General features: G+C 60.4%; 15 protein-coding genes and 1 pseudogene. 9 read left to right on the forward strand and 7 right to left on the reverse strand.

Annotated features, from left to right (window positions below; genetic code table 11):
- The first annotated feature begins 7 nt into the window (after nt 1-7).
- Genes DMX11_RS04235 through DMX11_RS04245 form a run of 3 tightly spaced genes read left to right on the forward strand, consistent with a single transcriptional unit; the run spans nt 8 to nt 2,309 of the window.
- Entirely contained in the window at nt 8-718 is a 711-nt protein-coding gene (locus tag DMX11_RS04235; protein ID WP_110743366.1) for a DUF484 family protein, read from the forward strand.
- On the forward strand, nt 718-1,617 hold the full coding sequence (xerC, locus tag DMX11_RS04240) for a tyrosine recombinase XerC (RefSeq protein ID WP_110743367.1): 900 nt from the start codon (nt 718-720) through the stop codon (nt 1,615-1,617). Before DMX11_RS04235 ends, xerC begins: the two co-directional genes overlap by 1 nt.
- Nucleotides 1,614-2,309: an HAD family hydrolase gene (locus DMX11_RS04245; RefSeq protein ID WP_110743368.1), complete on the forward strand. Its 696-nt coding sequence runs from the start codon at nt 1,614-1,616 to the stop codon at nt 2,307-2,309. Before xerC ends, DMX11_RS04245 begins: the two co-directional genes overlap by 4 nt.
- A 93-nt stretch (nt 2,310-2,402) precedes the next feature.
- Here DMX11_RS04245 and sutA read toward each other — a convergent pair whose 3' ends face one another.
- The 3 genes from sutA to glnK all read right to left on the reverse strand — a co-directional run bounded on the left by sutA (nt 2,403) and on the right by glnK (nt 4,878).
- Entirely contained in the window at nt 2,403-2,732 is a 330-nt protein-coding gene (sutA, locus tag DMX11_RS04250; protein ID WP_110743369.1) for a transcriptional regulator SutA, read from the reverse strand.
- 429 nt (nt 2,733-3,161) lie between these two features.
- A complete protein-coding gene (locus tag DMX11_RS04255; protein WP_110743370.1) occupies nt 3,162-4,493 on the reverse strand; it encodes an ammonium transporter in 1,332 nt (443 codons plus the stop codon).
- Between the two features lie 46 nt (nt 4,494-4,539).
- Nucleotides 4,540-4,878, reverse strand: coding sequence for a P-II family nitrogen regulator (glnK, locus tag DMX11_RS04260; RefSeq protein WP_002555808.1), 339 nt, complete (start codon nt 4,876-4,878; stop codon nt 4,540-4,542).
- Nucleotides 4,879-5,397: 519 nt separating this feature from the next.
- On the opposite strand from glnK, the gene DMX11_RS04265 reads away from it, so the two are divergent.
- Nucleotides 5,398-5,664 (forward strand): accessory factor UbiK family protein, encoded by a 267-nt coding sequence (locus DMX11_RS04265; protein WP_110743371.1) that lies wholly within the window; start codon nt 5,398-5,400, stop codon nt 5,662-5,664.
- Entirely contained in the window at nt 5,665-6,018 is a 354-nt protein-coding gene (locus DMX11_RS04270) for a gamma-glutamylcyclotransferase family protein (RefSeq protein WP_110743372.1), read from the forward strand. It abuts the gene before it with no gap.
- On the opposite strand, the gene DMX11_RS04275 is transcribed toward DMX11_RS04270, so the two are convergent.
- Nucleotides 5,972-8,047 carry a DUF4034 domain-containing protein gene (locus DMX11_RS04275; RefSeq protein WP_110743373.1) on the reverse strand — a complete coding sequence of 692 codons (2,076 nt, stop codon included), beginning with the start codon at nt 8,045-8,047 and terminating at the stop codon, nt 5,972-5,974. The two genes, DMX11_RS04270 and DMX11_RS04275, sit on opposite strands and share 47 nt — an antisense overlap.
- A 257-nt stretch (nt 8,048-8,304) precedes the next feature.
- On the opposite strand from DMX11_RS04275, the pseudogene DMX11_RS26365 reads away from it, so the two are divergent.
- Nucleotides 8,305-8,388 (forward strand): annotated as a pseudogene (locus tag DMX11_RS26365) (magnesium chelatase); the annotation flags it as partial.
- A gap of 10 nt (nt 8,389-8,398) precedes the next feature.
- On the opposite strand, the gene DMX11_RS04285 reads toward DMX11_RS26365, so the two are convergent.
- Complete coding sequence (locus tag DMX11_RS04285; protein ID WP_110743374.1) at nt 8,399-8,890, reverse strand: hypothetical protein; 492 nt, start codon at nt 8,888-8,890, stop codon at nt 8,399-8,401.
- Nucleotides 8,891-9,050: 160 nt separating this feature from the next.
- Between DMX11_RS04285 and DMX11_RS04290 the strand changes: the two genes are divergently transcribed.
- The 3 genes from DMX11_RS04290 (at nt 9,051) to DMX11_RS04300 (ending at nt 12,389) form a co-directional block, all read left to right on the forward strand.
- Nucleotides 9,051-9,293 carry a response regulator transcription factor gene (locus tag DMX11_RS04290; protein ID WP_256590498.1) on the forward strand — a complete coding sequence of 81 codons (243 nt, stop codon included), beginning with the start codon at nt 9,051-9,053 and terminating at the stop codon, nt 9,291-9,293.
- Between the two features lie 635 nt (nt 9,294-9,928).
- Nucleotides 9,929-10,390 carry a hypothetical protein gene (locus DMX11_RS04295; protein ID WP_110743375.1) on the forward strand — a complete coding sequence of 154 codons (462 nt, stop codon included), beginning with the start codon at nt 9,929-9,931 and terminating at the stop codon, nt 10,388-10,390.
- Between the two features lie 508 nt (nt 10,391-10,898).
- The gene (locus DMX11_RS04300) at nt 10,899-12,389 is read left to right on the forward strand and encodes a YifB family Mg chelatase-like AAA ATPase (protein WP_110743376.1); all 1,491 of its coding nucleotides are present in this window, start codon (nt 10,899-10,901) and stop codon (nt 12,387-12,389) included.
- Between the two features lie 28 nt (nt 12,390-12,417).
- Here DMX11_RS04300 and DMX11_RS04305 read toward each other — a convergent pair whose 3' ends face one another.
- Together DMX11_RS04305 and DMX11_RS04310 are read right to left on the reverse strand one after the other, a co-directional pair.
- A complete protein-coding gene (locus DMX11_RS04305; RefSeq protein ID WP_110743377.1) occupies nt 12,418-12,786 on the reverse strand; it encodes a response regulator transcription factor in 369 nt (122 codons plus the stop codon).
- Nucleotides 12,783-13,775: a response regulator gene (locus DMX11_RS04310; RefSeq protein WP_110743378.1), complete on the reverse strand. Its 993-nt coding sequence runs from the start codon at nt 13,773-13,775 to the stop codon at nt 12,783-12,785. Before DMX11_RS04310 ends, DMX11_RS04305 begins: the two co-directional genes overlap by 4 nt.
- Nucleotides 13,776-13,921 lie beyond the last annotated feature (146 nt).

Below are 13,921 nucleotides of genomic sequence, written 5' to 3' on the forward strand. Positions count from 1 at the left end.
AACCGCCATGACCGATCAGCCCAAGGTTGTACCCCAGCAGTCCGCCGAGCTCGATGCCGAGGTGGTGGTCGCCTATCTGCGCGCCCACCCCACGTTCTTCGCCGAGCACGACGAGTTGCTGATCGAACAGCACATCCCGCACCAGCGTGGCGACAGCGTGTCGCTGGTGGAACGCCAGCTCAAGCTGCTGCGCGACCGCAACATCGAGATGCGCCATCGCCTTTCGCAACTGATGGACGTGGCCCGCGACAACGACCGGCTGTTCGACAAGACCCGCCGGCTGATCCTCGACCTGCTCGATGCCAGCAGCCTGGAGGAAGTCGTCATGGCGGTCGAAGACAGCCTGCGCCAGGAATTCCAGGTGCCCTTCGTCAGCCTGATCCTGTTCGGCGACAACGTCGCCCCGGTCGGGCGCTGGGTCAGCAACGCCGAGGCCCAACAGGCCATCGGCGCCCTGCTGGGCGGCGGCAAGACGGTCAGCGGTAACCTGCGCGAGCACGAACTGGCGTTCCTGTTCGGTGAAGAGCAGCGCCGCGAAGTCGGCTCCAGCGCCGTGGCCGCCCTGGAGTACCAGGGGCTGCACGGGGTGCTGGCGATCGGCAGCCGCGACCCGCAACACTACAAGAGCAGCGTCGGCACCCTGTTCCTCGGCTACATCGCCGAAGTGCTCGGCCGCGTTGTACCTCGCGTCACCCAGACCCTGCGTTCGGTACGCTGATGGAACGCCAGCTGGAAGCTTATTGCGCACACCTGCGCAATGAGCGCCAGGTGTCGGAGCACACCGTGCTGGGCTATCGGCGTGACTTGAACAAGGTCATTGCCTACTGCAAGGAACACGCTATCGCCGACTGGCAGGCGTTGCAGATCCAGCAGTTGCGCCAGCTGATCGCCCGCTTGCACCACCATGGCCAGTCCTCGCGCAGCTTGGCACGTCTGCTGTCGTCTGTACGCGGCCTGTACCGCTACCTCAACCGCGAGGGCCTGTGCCAGCACGACCCGGCCACTGGTTTGAGCGCACCCAAAGGTAAGCGCCAGCTGCCCAAGGTGCTGGACACCGACCGTGCCCAGCAGTTGCTCGATGGCGGCGTCGACGACGATTTCATTGCCCGCCGCGACCAGGCGATGCTCGAACTCTTCTATTCGTCAGGCCTGCGCCTGTCCGAACTGACCAACCTCGACCTCGACCATCTCGACCTTGCAGCCGGTCTGGTGCAGGTACTGGGCAAGGGCGGCAAGGCCCGCGTGCTGCCGGTTGGCCGCAAGGCGCGCGAGGCGCTGCAGGAGTGGTACCGCCTGCGTGGCATCGGCAACCCGCGTGACCGTGCGGTGTTCATTACCCGCCAGGGCAATCGCATCAGCCCCCGTGCCGTGCGACAACGGGTAAAGGCCGTCGGTGAGCGCGAGCTGGGCCAGCACCTGCACCCACACATGCTTCGCCATTCCTTCGCCAGCCATGTGCTGGAATCGTCCCAGGACCTGCGCGCGGTGCAGGAGATGCTCGGCCATGCCGACATCAGCACCACGCAAATCTATACCCACCTGGACTTCCAGCACCTGGCCGCGGTGTACGACAGCGCCCACCCTCGGGCCAAACGCAGCAAAGGCACAGACTCATGAGCATCAAGCTGATCACCTTCGACCTCGACGACACCCTGTGGGACACCGCCCCGGTCATCGCCAGCGCTGAAGTCGTGCTGCGCGACTGGCTAGAAGCCAATGCCCCAATCCTGGGGGGCGTGCCGGTGGAGCACCTGTTTGCCATTCGCGAGCGCCTGGTACAGGCAGAACCCGGCCTCAAACACCGCATCAGCGCCCTGCGTCGGCGGGTGTTGTTCCATGCCCTGGAAGAGGTCGGCTACAGCGAGAAGCAAGCGCAGGCGCTGGCCAACGAAGGCTTTGAAGTGTTCCTGCATGCTCGCCACCAGGTAGAGATATTCCCCGAGGTGCAGCCGGTGCTGGAGATCCTGCGTCACCATTACATTCTGGGCGTGGTGACCAACGGCAACGCCGACGTGAGCCGGTTGGGGCTGGCCGACTACTTCCGCTTTGCCCTGTGCGCCGAGGACCTGGGCATCGGCAAGCCGGACCCTGCCCCCTTCCTTGAAGCGTTGCGCCGTGGCGAGGTGGACGCGGGTGCGGCGGTTCACATCGGCGATCACCCTGGCGATGACATTGCCGGTGCCCAGCGCGCCGGTTTGCGCGCGGTGTGGTTCAACCCGCAGGGCAAGGCGTGGGCAGGCGAACAGGCGCCGGATGCCGAGATCCAGCGCCTGTCGCAACTGCCAGACGTGCTCGCGCGCTGGCGCTGAAGGGGGCCGCTTTGCGGCCCATTCGCGTGCACGCACGCTCCCACAGGCACAAAAAAGCCCGCAGCGACGGCGGGCTTTTTTGCGTTCAGCCACTCAGATAGGGCGGCTGCCGTACTTGTTGTCCGGCTTTTTGGGCGGGTCGGCGACCACGTTGGCCTCGACTTCCTGCACCTTGCCACCGCGCGACAGGAATTCTTCCATCGCCTTGGCCAGGGCATCACGCTCTTTCTGCTTGGCTTCCATGCTCGGCATCTCGTCTACCGAGACCGCCGCCTTGGATTTGCCCTTGGCAGTGGGTGCCGGGCTGCTGTCGTCGTCGCCAGCGTCTTCGGCGCCATCGTCAGCCGCCGCTTCGAGGCCCTCATCAGCCTCGTCATCGTCGCCTACTTCGAGGTCATCATTTTCCAGATCGTCGTCGCTCATGTTCTACCTCATGACTTGCGAAAAGCAGGTTAGTTATAGACCAGTGCAGCCGTAGACCGGCAGCCACCAGTGAAAATTCAACTGGCCGTGGGTTAGGCCACTGCCCTTGAGTCTGCGCTCCTGATGGGAGGCGGCACCCAGCAGGCCCTGCTCCTGGCAGGACCTGACAAATCCATTAGCCCCTGCTGGCCACACGCTATTGGCAAGCCTAGCAAAGGCTGGCGAAGTGTGCGGACTACTCATCAAACACCCTTCGGCGCGCATTCTAGCGCGCTCGTGGAAAAAGCAAAGCACCATAAATGCCCCACGACTTGTAAGTTTTCTGCCTACGTCGCGAACGTGCCAGATAAACCGTTTGCCGAGCGGGAAATGTTAAAAATCTGACAAAAAAATGCCCGGCAAGCCGGGCAAGTTTTTACCGCGTCGCAGTTACAGGTTGTAGCCGCGTTCGTTGTGTTGAGCCAGGTCGAGGCCGACCGACTCTTCTTCTTCGTTGACCCGCAGGCCCATGACCACATCCAGCACCTTGAGGATCACGTAGGTGACGATGGCGGTGTAGACCACGGTGAAGATCACGCCCTTGGCCTGTACCCAGACCTGCATGCCGATATCGGTGACGGTGCCGAAGCCGCCCAGTGCCGGGGCTGCGAACACGCCGGTGAGGATGGCGCCGATGATGCCGCCAACACCATGCACACCAAAGGCGTCCAGCGAGTCGTCATAGCCCAGCTTGCGCTTGAGGGTGGTGGCGCAGAAGTAGCAGATCACACCCGAGGCCAGGCCGATCACCAGGGCGCCCATCGGGCCCACGGTCCCGGCAGCCGGGGTGATGGCGACCAGGCCAGCAACCACACCCGAAGCAATGCCCAGGGCGCTCGGTTTGCCGTGGCCGATCCACTCGGCGAACATCCAGCCCAGCGCCGCAGCAGCTGTAGCGATCTGGGTGACCAGCATGGCCATGCCCGCAGTGCCGTTGGCGGCAGCGGCAGAGCCTGCGTTGAAGCCGAACCAGCCGATCCACAGCATGGCGGCGCCCATCAGGGTGTAGCCGAGGTTATGCGGAGCCATCGGGGTGGTCGGGTAGCCCTTGCGCTTGCCCAGCACCAGGCAGCAGACCAGGCCCGCGATACCGGCGTTGATGTGCACCACAGTGCCGCCAGCGAAGTCCAGTACGCCCCAGTCCCACATCAGCGCACCGTCACCGCTCCACACCATGTGGGCGATCGGCGCGTACACCAGGGTGAACCAGATACCCATGAACACCAGCATGGCGGAGAACTTCATGCGCTCGGCGAAGGCACCCACGATCAGTGCCGGGGTGATGATGGCGAACGTCATCTGGAAGGTGATGAACACCGCTTCAGGGAACAGCGCGGCGGCGGAAGTCAGGCTCTGGGGCGTGACGCCGCTGAGGAAAGCCTTGGAGAAGCCGCCGACGAAGGAGTTGAAGTTGAGCACGCCCTTTTCCATACCCGTGGTATCGAAGGCCATGCTGTAGCCGTAGACGACCCAGAGAATGCTCATCAGGCCGGTGATTGCAAAGCACTGCATCATCACCGACAGCACGTTCTTGGAACGCACCATGCCGCCATAGAACAGGGCCAGGCCCGGAATGGTCATGAACAGCACCAGCGCCGTTGCGGTCAGCATCCAGGCGGTGTCGCCGGAGTTCAGCGCTGGGGCAGCTTCCTCTGCCAGGGCGAACCCGGGCATTACGAGGGACAATAGGGCTCCTAGCCCTGCGATCTTACGCAGAGTCATGTTGTTTTCTCCTGGGGCGTTGGGTTTGGTGAGGCTTTGTTGCTGCTTAGATCGCGTCGGTATCGGTTTCGCCGGTACGGATACGGATCGCCTGCTCCAGATTCACCACGAAAATCTTGCCGTCACCGATCTTGCCGGTGTTGGCTGCCTTGGTGATGGCTTCGATTACCCGATCAAGGTCCTTGTCATCGATGGCGACATCGATCTTCACCTTGGGCAGGAAATCGACCACGTACTCAGCACCGCGATACAGCTCGGTGTGGCCCTTCTGCCGACCGAAACCTTTGACCTCGGTAACGGTGATGCCCTGCACGCCGATTTCCGACAGCGACTCGCGCACGTCGTCCAGCTTGAACGGCTTGATGATGGCTGTGACTAGCTTCATGAAACTCTCTCCCGATTTGGTGGACTTGCCCCAGGAAAACAAACCCGTCTCAAGTCTAAGCGCAGCGGTTGGCTTTGTAACGCGTCGTCGGCATCCGGCTCCGCGTGCGCACTGCCTGGTCACAAGGAACTGCATCAGTGCATGGCTCGTACAGGTCTTTGCAGAATCCTTGCCAGTTCCGACAAAGCGCCAGAAAACAGAGCGTTATGTGATTTAGTCGGGATTGGCCAGTCGCCAGCATGGAAAACATGCACAATTTCGGTGCGCGGCGGTGGGTGAAGTTGCGCGAAAAATGTGCACCTGATTGAAAACCGCACGCGATCTTTGTGGGAGCGGCCTTGCGTCGCGATGGGGGTGCGAAGCGCCCCTACGATTTGTGCCTTGATGCCGATATTGCCGGGGCCGCTGTGCAGCCCAATCGCCACGCAAGGCCATTCCCACAAAGGCCAATGTGCACTCAAGCGCCAGGTGTGTGCGTGCTACACTGCCGGCCATTTCTCCGTTTCAGTGGACAGCCCCATGCTCGCGCCCAAAGCCCTCCTTGATGCCCTGAGCGACCAGGCCTCGCGCCTGTTCAGCAGCGATACCGCCCAGCCCCGCGCTGAACTGGAAAGCCAGTTCAAGGTGCTGATGCAAGGCGCTTTCAGCAAGCTGGACCTGGTCAGCCGCGACGAATTCGACAGCCAGATGGTCGTGCTGGCACGCACCCGTGCACGCCTCGAGGCCCTGGAAAAGCAGGTCGCCGACCTGGAAGCGCGGCTGAACCCAACTTCACAGGATGAGTGAATGCAGCCCTCCAGCGCATACCCGGTACTGTTGTTTTCCTACGGCACCTTGCAGGATAAAGCCGTGCAACTGGCCAATTTTGGCCGTGATCTGAGCGGCCAGGCCGACCGCATGCCGGGCTACCGCCTGGACTGGATCGAGATCACTGACCCAGACGTACTGGCGACCAGCGGCAAGTCCCATCATCCCATCGTTTCCCCCAGCAGCCAGGCCAACGACAGCGTGGCAGGTATGGTCTTCCAGATCAGCGAAGACGAACTGGCAGCGGCGGATCGCTATGAAGTTGCCGACTACAAGCGTGTCGCCGTCACCCTCGCATCGGGCCTGACAGCCTGGGTTTATGTGCGCACCTAAGCCCCTCCGATGCAGGTTGAACCCGTAACGACTCGGCGTGGGTAAAGCCCTGTTTCGGTGGTAGCTCACTGGCATGCAAGCTGCCGCGGAACAACGCCGCCCCGCACTGAATAAACAACGTCTTCACCCGGTTGTGCGAATTGAGGATCTGGGCCTGGATATCACCAATGGCCATATCCCTTGGTTGCAAACTGGCCGCTCGGTTGACCCATTCGATGGCGGCAAAGCGGCTTTGCTTGCGGGTGCCACGCCCCTGCATCCAGGCCAGCCCCAGTTCGGCGCTGGCACGCCCTGCAAGCCACGGGTCCGGGTGCTCGACCAGGCTCAGCAGGTAAGCAACCGCCTCGGTCCGCTCCTGCGCCTCACCAAACCGGCGTAACAAAATCCCCAGATGCAAACGCGCACGCGCGTTGATCTGCGGGTTGCCCAGCGCGTCGACAAGCAGGCGCCTGACCGCCAGCATGGCACTGCGCTCGTTCAAATCCTCATCGCTGTCCATGCGCAGGCAGGCCAGGTTGTATTTGGCCTGCCTGCTGCCCGCCTCCACCGCACGCTGCAGCCAGTACCCGGCGGCCTCGTCATCCAGGTAATGCGCCGGGGTATTGTCCAGGTCGCCATGGTGCAGCTCGTACAAGGCCAGGGCAGCACCCGGCAGGTTCAGTTCGGCGCAGCGTTCATACAGGTAGCAGGCAACTTCATGCCGGTTGGCTACCCACAGCACCCGTGCCACTTCAAGCACTTCGAACCCCGGTGCCTGGCCCGCGCACTGGCGATTCACCGCCCGTTGCAACCATAGCCTTGCCTGCTCGGCCGAGTGTGGCAGCGCCCACAGCCCGAAACGGTGCCCGACCGCGCGTAGAGCACAGGCAGCAGCATGTGAACGGCCGTCACAAAGGCGCTCAATAGCCCCGTGTAACAGTTGCCTCTCATCTACCATGCCATCGCGCAGTATCAGCTCGACCAAACAGCGAAACGGCACACCCATGGCGCGAATGGCGCCGAGATCGGCATTGCACGCCAAGCTCGCGGCAAAATCGCGCATAGCGCCAGCATGGTCGCCCGATGCCCTGCTGCGCAGCGCCCCCCGCCATGCCAGAACGACAGCACGTTCCCTGGGCCTCAACGGGCGTTGTGACCAGTCTTCGAGCACGTCCAGCCAGTCGGCGACGGCTTGCAACGGATCAGACTGTGGCAGCATCAGCCGGCCTTCGACGGCCATCCAGTGCAGCGCATTACGCAAACGCTCGTCCCAGGTTGCGCACAGCGGGCCATTGATCAACAGCTCAAACGCATCGAGGCTGTCGCGCCAGCGGGGCAGCAGGTACACAGCAAGGGCCTGGATAGCTTCGAAGCAGCCGGGGCGGGCGATCAGCGCATGGCGCAGCCAGTAATAGCAAGGGTCCTCGTTTTCATGGTCGACCCGCTTGCCCAGGTAGCGCGGCAGCGACTGTGGCAGCTCGGCCAAGGGCAACAGCCCATGCCTCACCAGCAACGGCGCTGCAGCTTCCTGTACCTCTACATCGGCATGGGCACTGGGCCTGAAGCGTGCAGGCTCCCCCTGAAACAGTTGCAGCAACCAACCAGGCTCATGGAACTGCGCACTGATGCGCAGCATGCCAATGGCCGCTGCCACGGGGTGCGCAGAGCGGTCCATTGCACGCAACAGGTGCGCGGTGGCGGATTCACAAATTTGCGCAACAGCCAACAAGCGCGCAGCGTTGCGTGGGCCATCAACCTGCACCTGGCAGGCCCGGTGGAAGCAGTGCATACCCATTACCACTTGTGGGTGGTAAGCCCTGGGGCACGCGTCAACCCAGGCTCTGAGCACTTGGCTCAGGGCCCTGTCGCCCTGGTTTTCCTGGTCGAGCAGCATGTGCCCTTCAATGGCCGCCAAGTAGGCCGGGAACTCGCCGGGCGGGGCTTGGCGCCATTGAGCCTCAAGCTTGTCAAAAAAGCGATTGAGTTCAACGAATGCACTGGCCTGCACCAGTTCGCGGATTACCTGGCGCGTGCGGGTGAGCGTTTGCACGGAGCAATACCTCAAGTCCATTTGAAAGAAGATGCGGTGCCATCCCATGGCAACTGCAGTTGCTCAATAACACTAAGCCATAGCAGGTACCTGCGCAAAGAATATTGGATCCATTTTTTGCTTCAAGGATGAAAAACACAGGAGAAAACCCTGCTCTGTAAAACCACGACGCACACTTCTAGCGCCTGCCATGGCAGCACTGGCTATTCTTTGCCCAGCCGCAGGAAGCGGCATTTTTCAGCAACAACGGAGTGTTCATGTCCCTAGCCCTCGTCCACAGCCGCGCCCAGGTAGGCGTGCAGGCACCGGCGGTCAGCGTCGAAACCCACCTGACCAATGGCTAGCCCCATCTCACCGGTGCGCTAGTGTGGCCTGCTCCCGGTGCAGGCTTGCCAACTTGCTCTGCAGGCTTAGCCTATCCTCGGCCTGCAACTGCTCTTGCTTGATGAGTTCATCGTTTAACGAGCAACGACGTTGTAAAAGTTTTTCGCTGGCACTGGCCTGTTCGAGGCGGGATTCGCTGAAGCGTTCGCTGGATAATCTGAACAGTGGCGCACCTCGATCAACCTTATGCCCTTCTTCGACAAAGCGCTCGAGCACAACACCATGTTGTGGGGAGTGGACCCTGATTAACTCGGAAGAAGGGACAAGCTGACCCACTACTGTGCTCCGTTTGGTATAGCTTTCATAAATAAATAAGACCACTACCATCGCAGCGAGCAGCACCGCAATAAAAGTGAGCATGCTGAACGAAACAGGACGAATCAGCACAATTTCATCGAGCCAGTTTATTACCCGTGCGGCGATCGCTTCGGGCCGAAACAAAGACGCCTTGTCTGTCACTCACGCACCTCCACCTCTGAGAAACCCCTCTAACACACTGCAATACATTTTATATTCAAATCCTTATTGGATTCGCTGGTTTCCATGTAAGCATGGATGGGCGCCGATAGCCTTCGGCGGCTAGCGCACTAGCCATTTTCAGCACACGCAAGGACACATTTTGAATATTACTGAGAGAGAGCGCGACGTCATGCGCCTAGTAGGCCAAGGCAAAACCAACAAACAGATAGGTCTTGACTTAGGCATTAGCCACAATACGGTAAGAGACCATGTTTCTTCGTTATTCAAAAAACTGAGGGTGAAAAGCAGAACCGAACTTGCGATTCTGCTAGCCACATCAGCCATGCAACAGCCAGCGCATGCAAAACCAGCAGCAACCGAGCCTATACTGCCAACAGAATAAATTTTGGCAACCCCTACGCCTGTAGGATACCAATACGACGCGGTTTAGTTGTAGCCTAAAGAGGATGACTTCAATCTAACGTTTCTCATTGCACCTTGGCTTGGTGCAGACCAATAACAATTACGACCGTCACTGTACACATGACCACTTCAACTCGCAAGGTACCCGGCCAACTTCCCGACTGCACGAAATTTTGCAGAATTGCGAATTTCAGCAAGTCGCAGTCTGCTCGGTGTTATTTCTCAATCCATCACTGTCCGACCCCGGTTGCATGGCGATTTTGTGTGGGATTTACAGCTCTATTATAAAGCCCTCTGGATCTCGTTACATTAATAGTGCACCAGGCGCTATAGGAGGTGGAACGGCTTACAACGCTGTCGAAGGCGCTGCCAATGCTTGGGATCCTGCCGGATTTTCCGGTACATCATTCTTTCCGCAAACCAATGGTAGCTGAGTAATCGGGTCGATCTGTGGCGCAAAGCTTCTTGAACCTCAAGTCACTATTCGGTAGTATCGAAAAATCACATAGCCATCCAATCTTTTCAGTCGTGTCACGGCGTGCAACACTTGCAAAAAATGAGCTTGAATAAACATATCTATAAAGTTACGAACACCGCACCATGGAAATAGACAATATGACCACCACGTTAACTAGGGTGAAATTGCTAGCCCAGATCAAGTACGACCCGATGAAGGCCTTAGCGCTTGGTGAGAAACTGATCGTGGCTTTTTTGGCGACTCTCCTAATTTTTTATTTATTAGCGATTTTCGGCCTTACCCGTGAAATCTTAGTTGGGGCTGCAGGCAGTGGAACATTGGGTTTCTTAGCGGTGACCTGGAAGAAAATGTATTACGACAATGCATTCTCAAAGCTCGACTTACCAGCCGAAATAGAACTCACCTCGGTACAGAATGGCTTGGTAAAAATGGGGTTTTGTAAAAATGGCAGCGGAGGATTTTCGAAAAATAAAAACAAATTCAGCATATTCCATAAATGCAAAAGTGAAATTATAAATATTGAATACGGCAAAGATACGATTCGTTTATGCGGGCCTTACGAAGACCTGCAAAACATTTATAAGATGGTATGCAGTTAAGTGTCTCGGAGTGGCTCTATACAGAAAAGGGCCGAATTTTAATCATCAGACTCGAGCACGAGTGCCATAGCAGAAGCTAGCCTGCGACTGATGGAACTGTGCTCCAGTACCGAAACGCATTAACCAGATGAGCGGGGTGTTCGGTGCGGCCAAGCCCTAATGAGCTCATTCGTTCGTCAAGCTCCGGCACTCACACGATGAAAAAGCTGGGGCATAACGGCGTAAATCATTAAGTAGATAGCGTTTCAAATTTCCTTCCTCGACCGCGACAGGCTTGCCGAACACCGCAAGCTGATAACTCCGGCGCAAGGCAATTTGCCCATAACGCAAAGCCAGAGCGGGTACCTGCGCAAAACCTACTGGATTTTTTTGCCGAACCGCATGAAACACAGGAGAAAAACCAGCCCTGTAAAACCACGACGCACACTTCTAGCGCCTGCCATGGCAGCACTGGCTATTCTTTGCCCAGCCGCAGGAAGCGGCATTTTCCAGCAACAACGGAGTGTTCATGTCCCTAGCCCTCGTCCACAGCCGCGCCCAGGTAGGCGTGCAGGCACCGGCGGTCAGCGTCGAAACCCACCTGACCAATGGTTTGCCCCATCTCACCCTCGTCGGCTTGCCGGAAACCACGGTCAAGGAAAGCAAGGACCGGGTGCGCAGCGCCATCGTCAACTCCGGGCTGAACTACCCGCAACGACGCATTACCCAGAACCTCGCCCCCGCCGACCTGCCCAAGGATGGCGGCCGATATGACCTGGCCATTGCCCTGGGCATCCTCGCCGCCGATGGCCAGGTGCCGATTGCCACCCTGGCCGATATGGAATGCCTGGGCGAACTGGCGCTTTCGGGGAAATTGCGCCCGGTCCAGGGTGTGCTCCCTGCCGCACTGGCCGCGCGCGAAGCAGGCCGGGCGCTGGTGGTACCACGGGAAAATGCCGAGGAAGCCAGCTTGGCGGGTGGGCTGGTGGTGTATGCGGTGGGTCACCTGTTGGAGCTGGTCGCACACCTGAACGGCCAGGTGCCGTTGCCGCCCTACGCCGCCAACGGTCTGATCCTGCAGCAACGCCCCTACCCGGACCTGAGCGAAGTACAGGGCCAACTGGCAGCCAAGCGCGCCTTGCTGCTGGCTGCGGCCGGGGCGCACAACCTGTTGTTCACCGGGCCGCCCGGCACCGGCAAGACCTTGCTCGCCAGCCGCCTGCCCGGGCTGCTGCCACCGCTGGACGAACACGAAGCGCTGGAAGTGGCAGCCATCCAGTCGGTCAGCGGTAATGCGCCGCTGAACAGCTGGCCACAGCGACCCTTTCGCCACCCCCATCACTCTGCCTCCGGCCCCGCGCTGGTCGGTGGCAGCAGCCGACCGCAACCAGGAGAAATCACACTCGCCCATCACGGCGTGTTGTTTCTCGACGAGCTTCCGGAGTTTGAACGGCGCGTGCTGGAAGTGCTGCGCGAGCCACTGGAGTCAGGTGAAATCGTAATTGCCCGAGCCCGCGACAAGGTGCGTTTCCCCGCGCGCTTCCAGCTGGTGGCGGCGATGAACCCCTGCCCTTGCGGCTACCTGGGCGACCCCACTGGCCGCTGCCGCTGCAGCACCGAGCAGATCGCACGCTATCGCAACAAACTGTCCGGGCCACTGCTGGACCGCATCGACCTGCACCTGACCGTGGCTCGTGAGACCACCACGTTGAACAACCAGCCATGCGGGGAAACCAGTGCCGATGTCGCCGTCAGGGTGGCTGAAGCGCGGGAGCTGCAGCACAGGCGACAAGGGTGTGCGAATGCATTTCTCGACCTTGAAGGGTTGCGGCGCCATTGTGGCTTGGCACCAGCGGACCAAGTCTGGCTGGAGGGTGCGTGCGAGCGATTGACCTTGTCGTTACGAGCAGCGCACCGGTTGTTGAAGGTGGCGCGGACACTGGCGGATCTGGAGGGGTGCGCTGCGATCGGCCGGGCGCACCTGGCCGAGGCCCTGCAGTACCGGCCGGGGAGCAGCTAGGCGATGGCGGTCAAGGCGTACAGGCACATTACTGGCCGCCAGCCAAAGCCTCTTCAACCGCCTTCAGCAGCACCTCTTCGGAAAACGGCTTGCCCAGACAGGCCTGCGCCCCTTGGCCCGTTGCTGTACGCACCGCGCCATCATCCCAATGCGCCGACATGCAGATCACCGGCAACGCCCACTGCAGCCGCGCGAGCTCGCGCTGCACCTCCAGCCCGTTCATTCCCGACATCTTCAGATCGAGCAACACGCAACCCGCCTGCCGCGCCAGCTCAGAGGCCAGGAACACCTCTCCGCCAGCGAACGACAAGGTCTCGAACCCGGCCGAGCGCAGCAAGTTGGCCAGGCTTTTGCGCACCGAAGCATCGTCATCGACGATGCATACCCATCTGCTCATGCGCCGGCCAGGCCCTCGGGCTGTACACCAAGCACGTTGTGCATGGCGACCAACTCCACCAGCGAGCGGGACTGCATCTTGTTCATGATGTTCTTCTTGTGCACTTTGGTGGTCACCTCGCTGGTGCCAATCTGCCTGGCAATCTGCTTGTGCGAAAGGCCATCGACCACCAGCGAGAACACCTGGCGCTCACGCGGGGTCAGGCGCTGGTACTTCTCCTCTACCTGCCGCACGTGGCGCCATTTGCGCCCATCGGCCACGGCACGCAGGCGCACAGCCTGCAGCAGCGTCAGCAACTGGTCTTCGTCAAAGGGCTTGGTCAGGAACTCCACGGCGCCGGCGCGCATGGCCTGCACGGTCATCGGAATGGTGCCGAAGCCGGTCATGAACACGATCGGCCAAGGCAAGGCCAGCTGGCGCAGCGCTTGCTGCACTTCGAGCCCGGTGGTATCGGGCAGGTGCATGTCCAGCAACAAGCAGGCATAGGGGGTTGCGAGGCGAGCCTCGAACAACGCCTCGGCACTGGCAAACAGATGGTGCGGAATATCCTGCGAGCGCAGCAGGCGGCCCAACGCCGTGCGTACCGAAGGGTCGTCGTCCACCACCAGCACCGGCACGTCCAGGCTGTGGCCTGATGGCTCTGGCGTGTCGACGCCACTCCACAACGGCAAGTGCTCATGGGCACGGCCAGGCGCATCAAAGCTGATCTCGGCGGCCAGACGATAGCCGCGCCGTGGCACAGTCTGGATCAGCCCACGGTCACCAAACGCCTTGCGGAGCAAAGACACCTGCACCTGCAGGTTGTTGTCCTCGACCACCGTGCCGGCCCACACCTGGCTGAACAACTCGTCCTTGCCAACCACCCGGCCCTTGGCCCTGATCAGCGTGGCCAGCACCTCGAAAGCTCGACCGCCCAGCAGCATCGGCTTGCCATCGAGAAACACTTCTCGCCGCTCCAGCGACACCTGGGCATTGCCTATTCGGATCATGGCTTCCTCGCATGGGCGTGAGCGTTTGCGCAGCCCCGGGCAGCCTAGGCCAGCATACGCGCTCAGACAATTATCCCGAGGGATAGGTTGGCCACTGCACTATACAAGCGCCAGGCACAGGCCAGGGGGCGATAACGGACAACAGC

The organism is Pseudomonas sp. LB-090624, assembly GCF_003205205.1.
In the GTDB taxonomy this organism is placed as follows: domain Bacteria; phylum Pseudomonadota; class Gammaproteobacteria; order Pseudomonadales; family Pseudomonadaceae; genus Aquipseudomonas.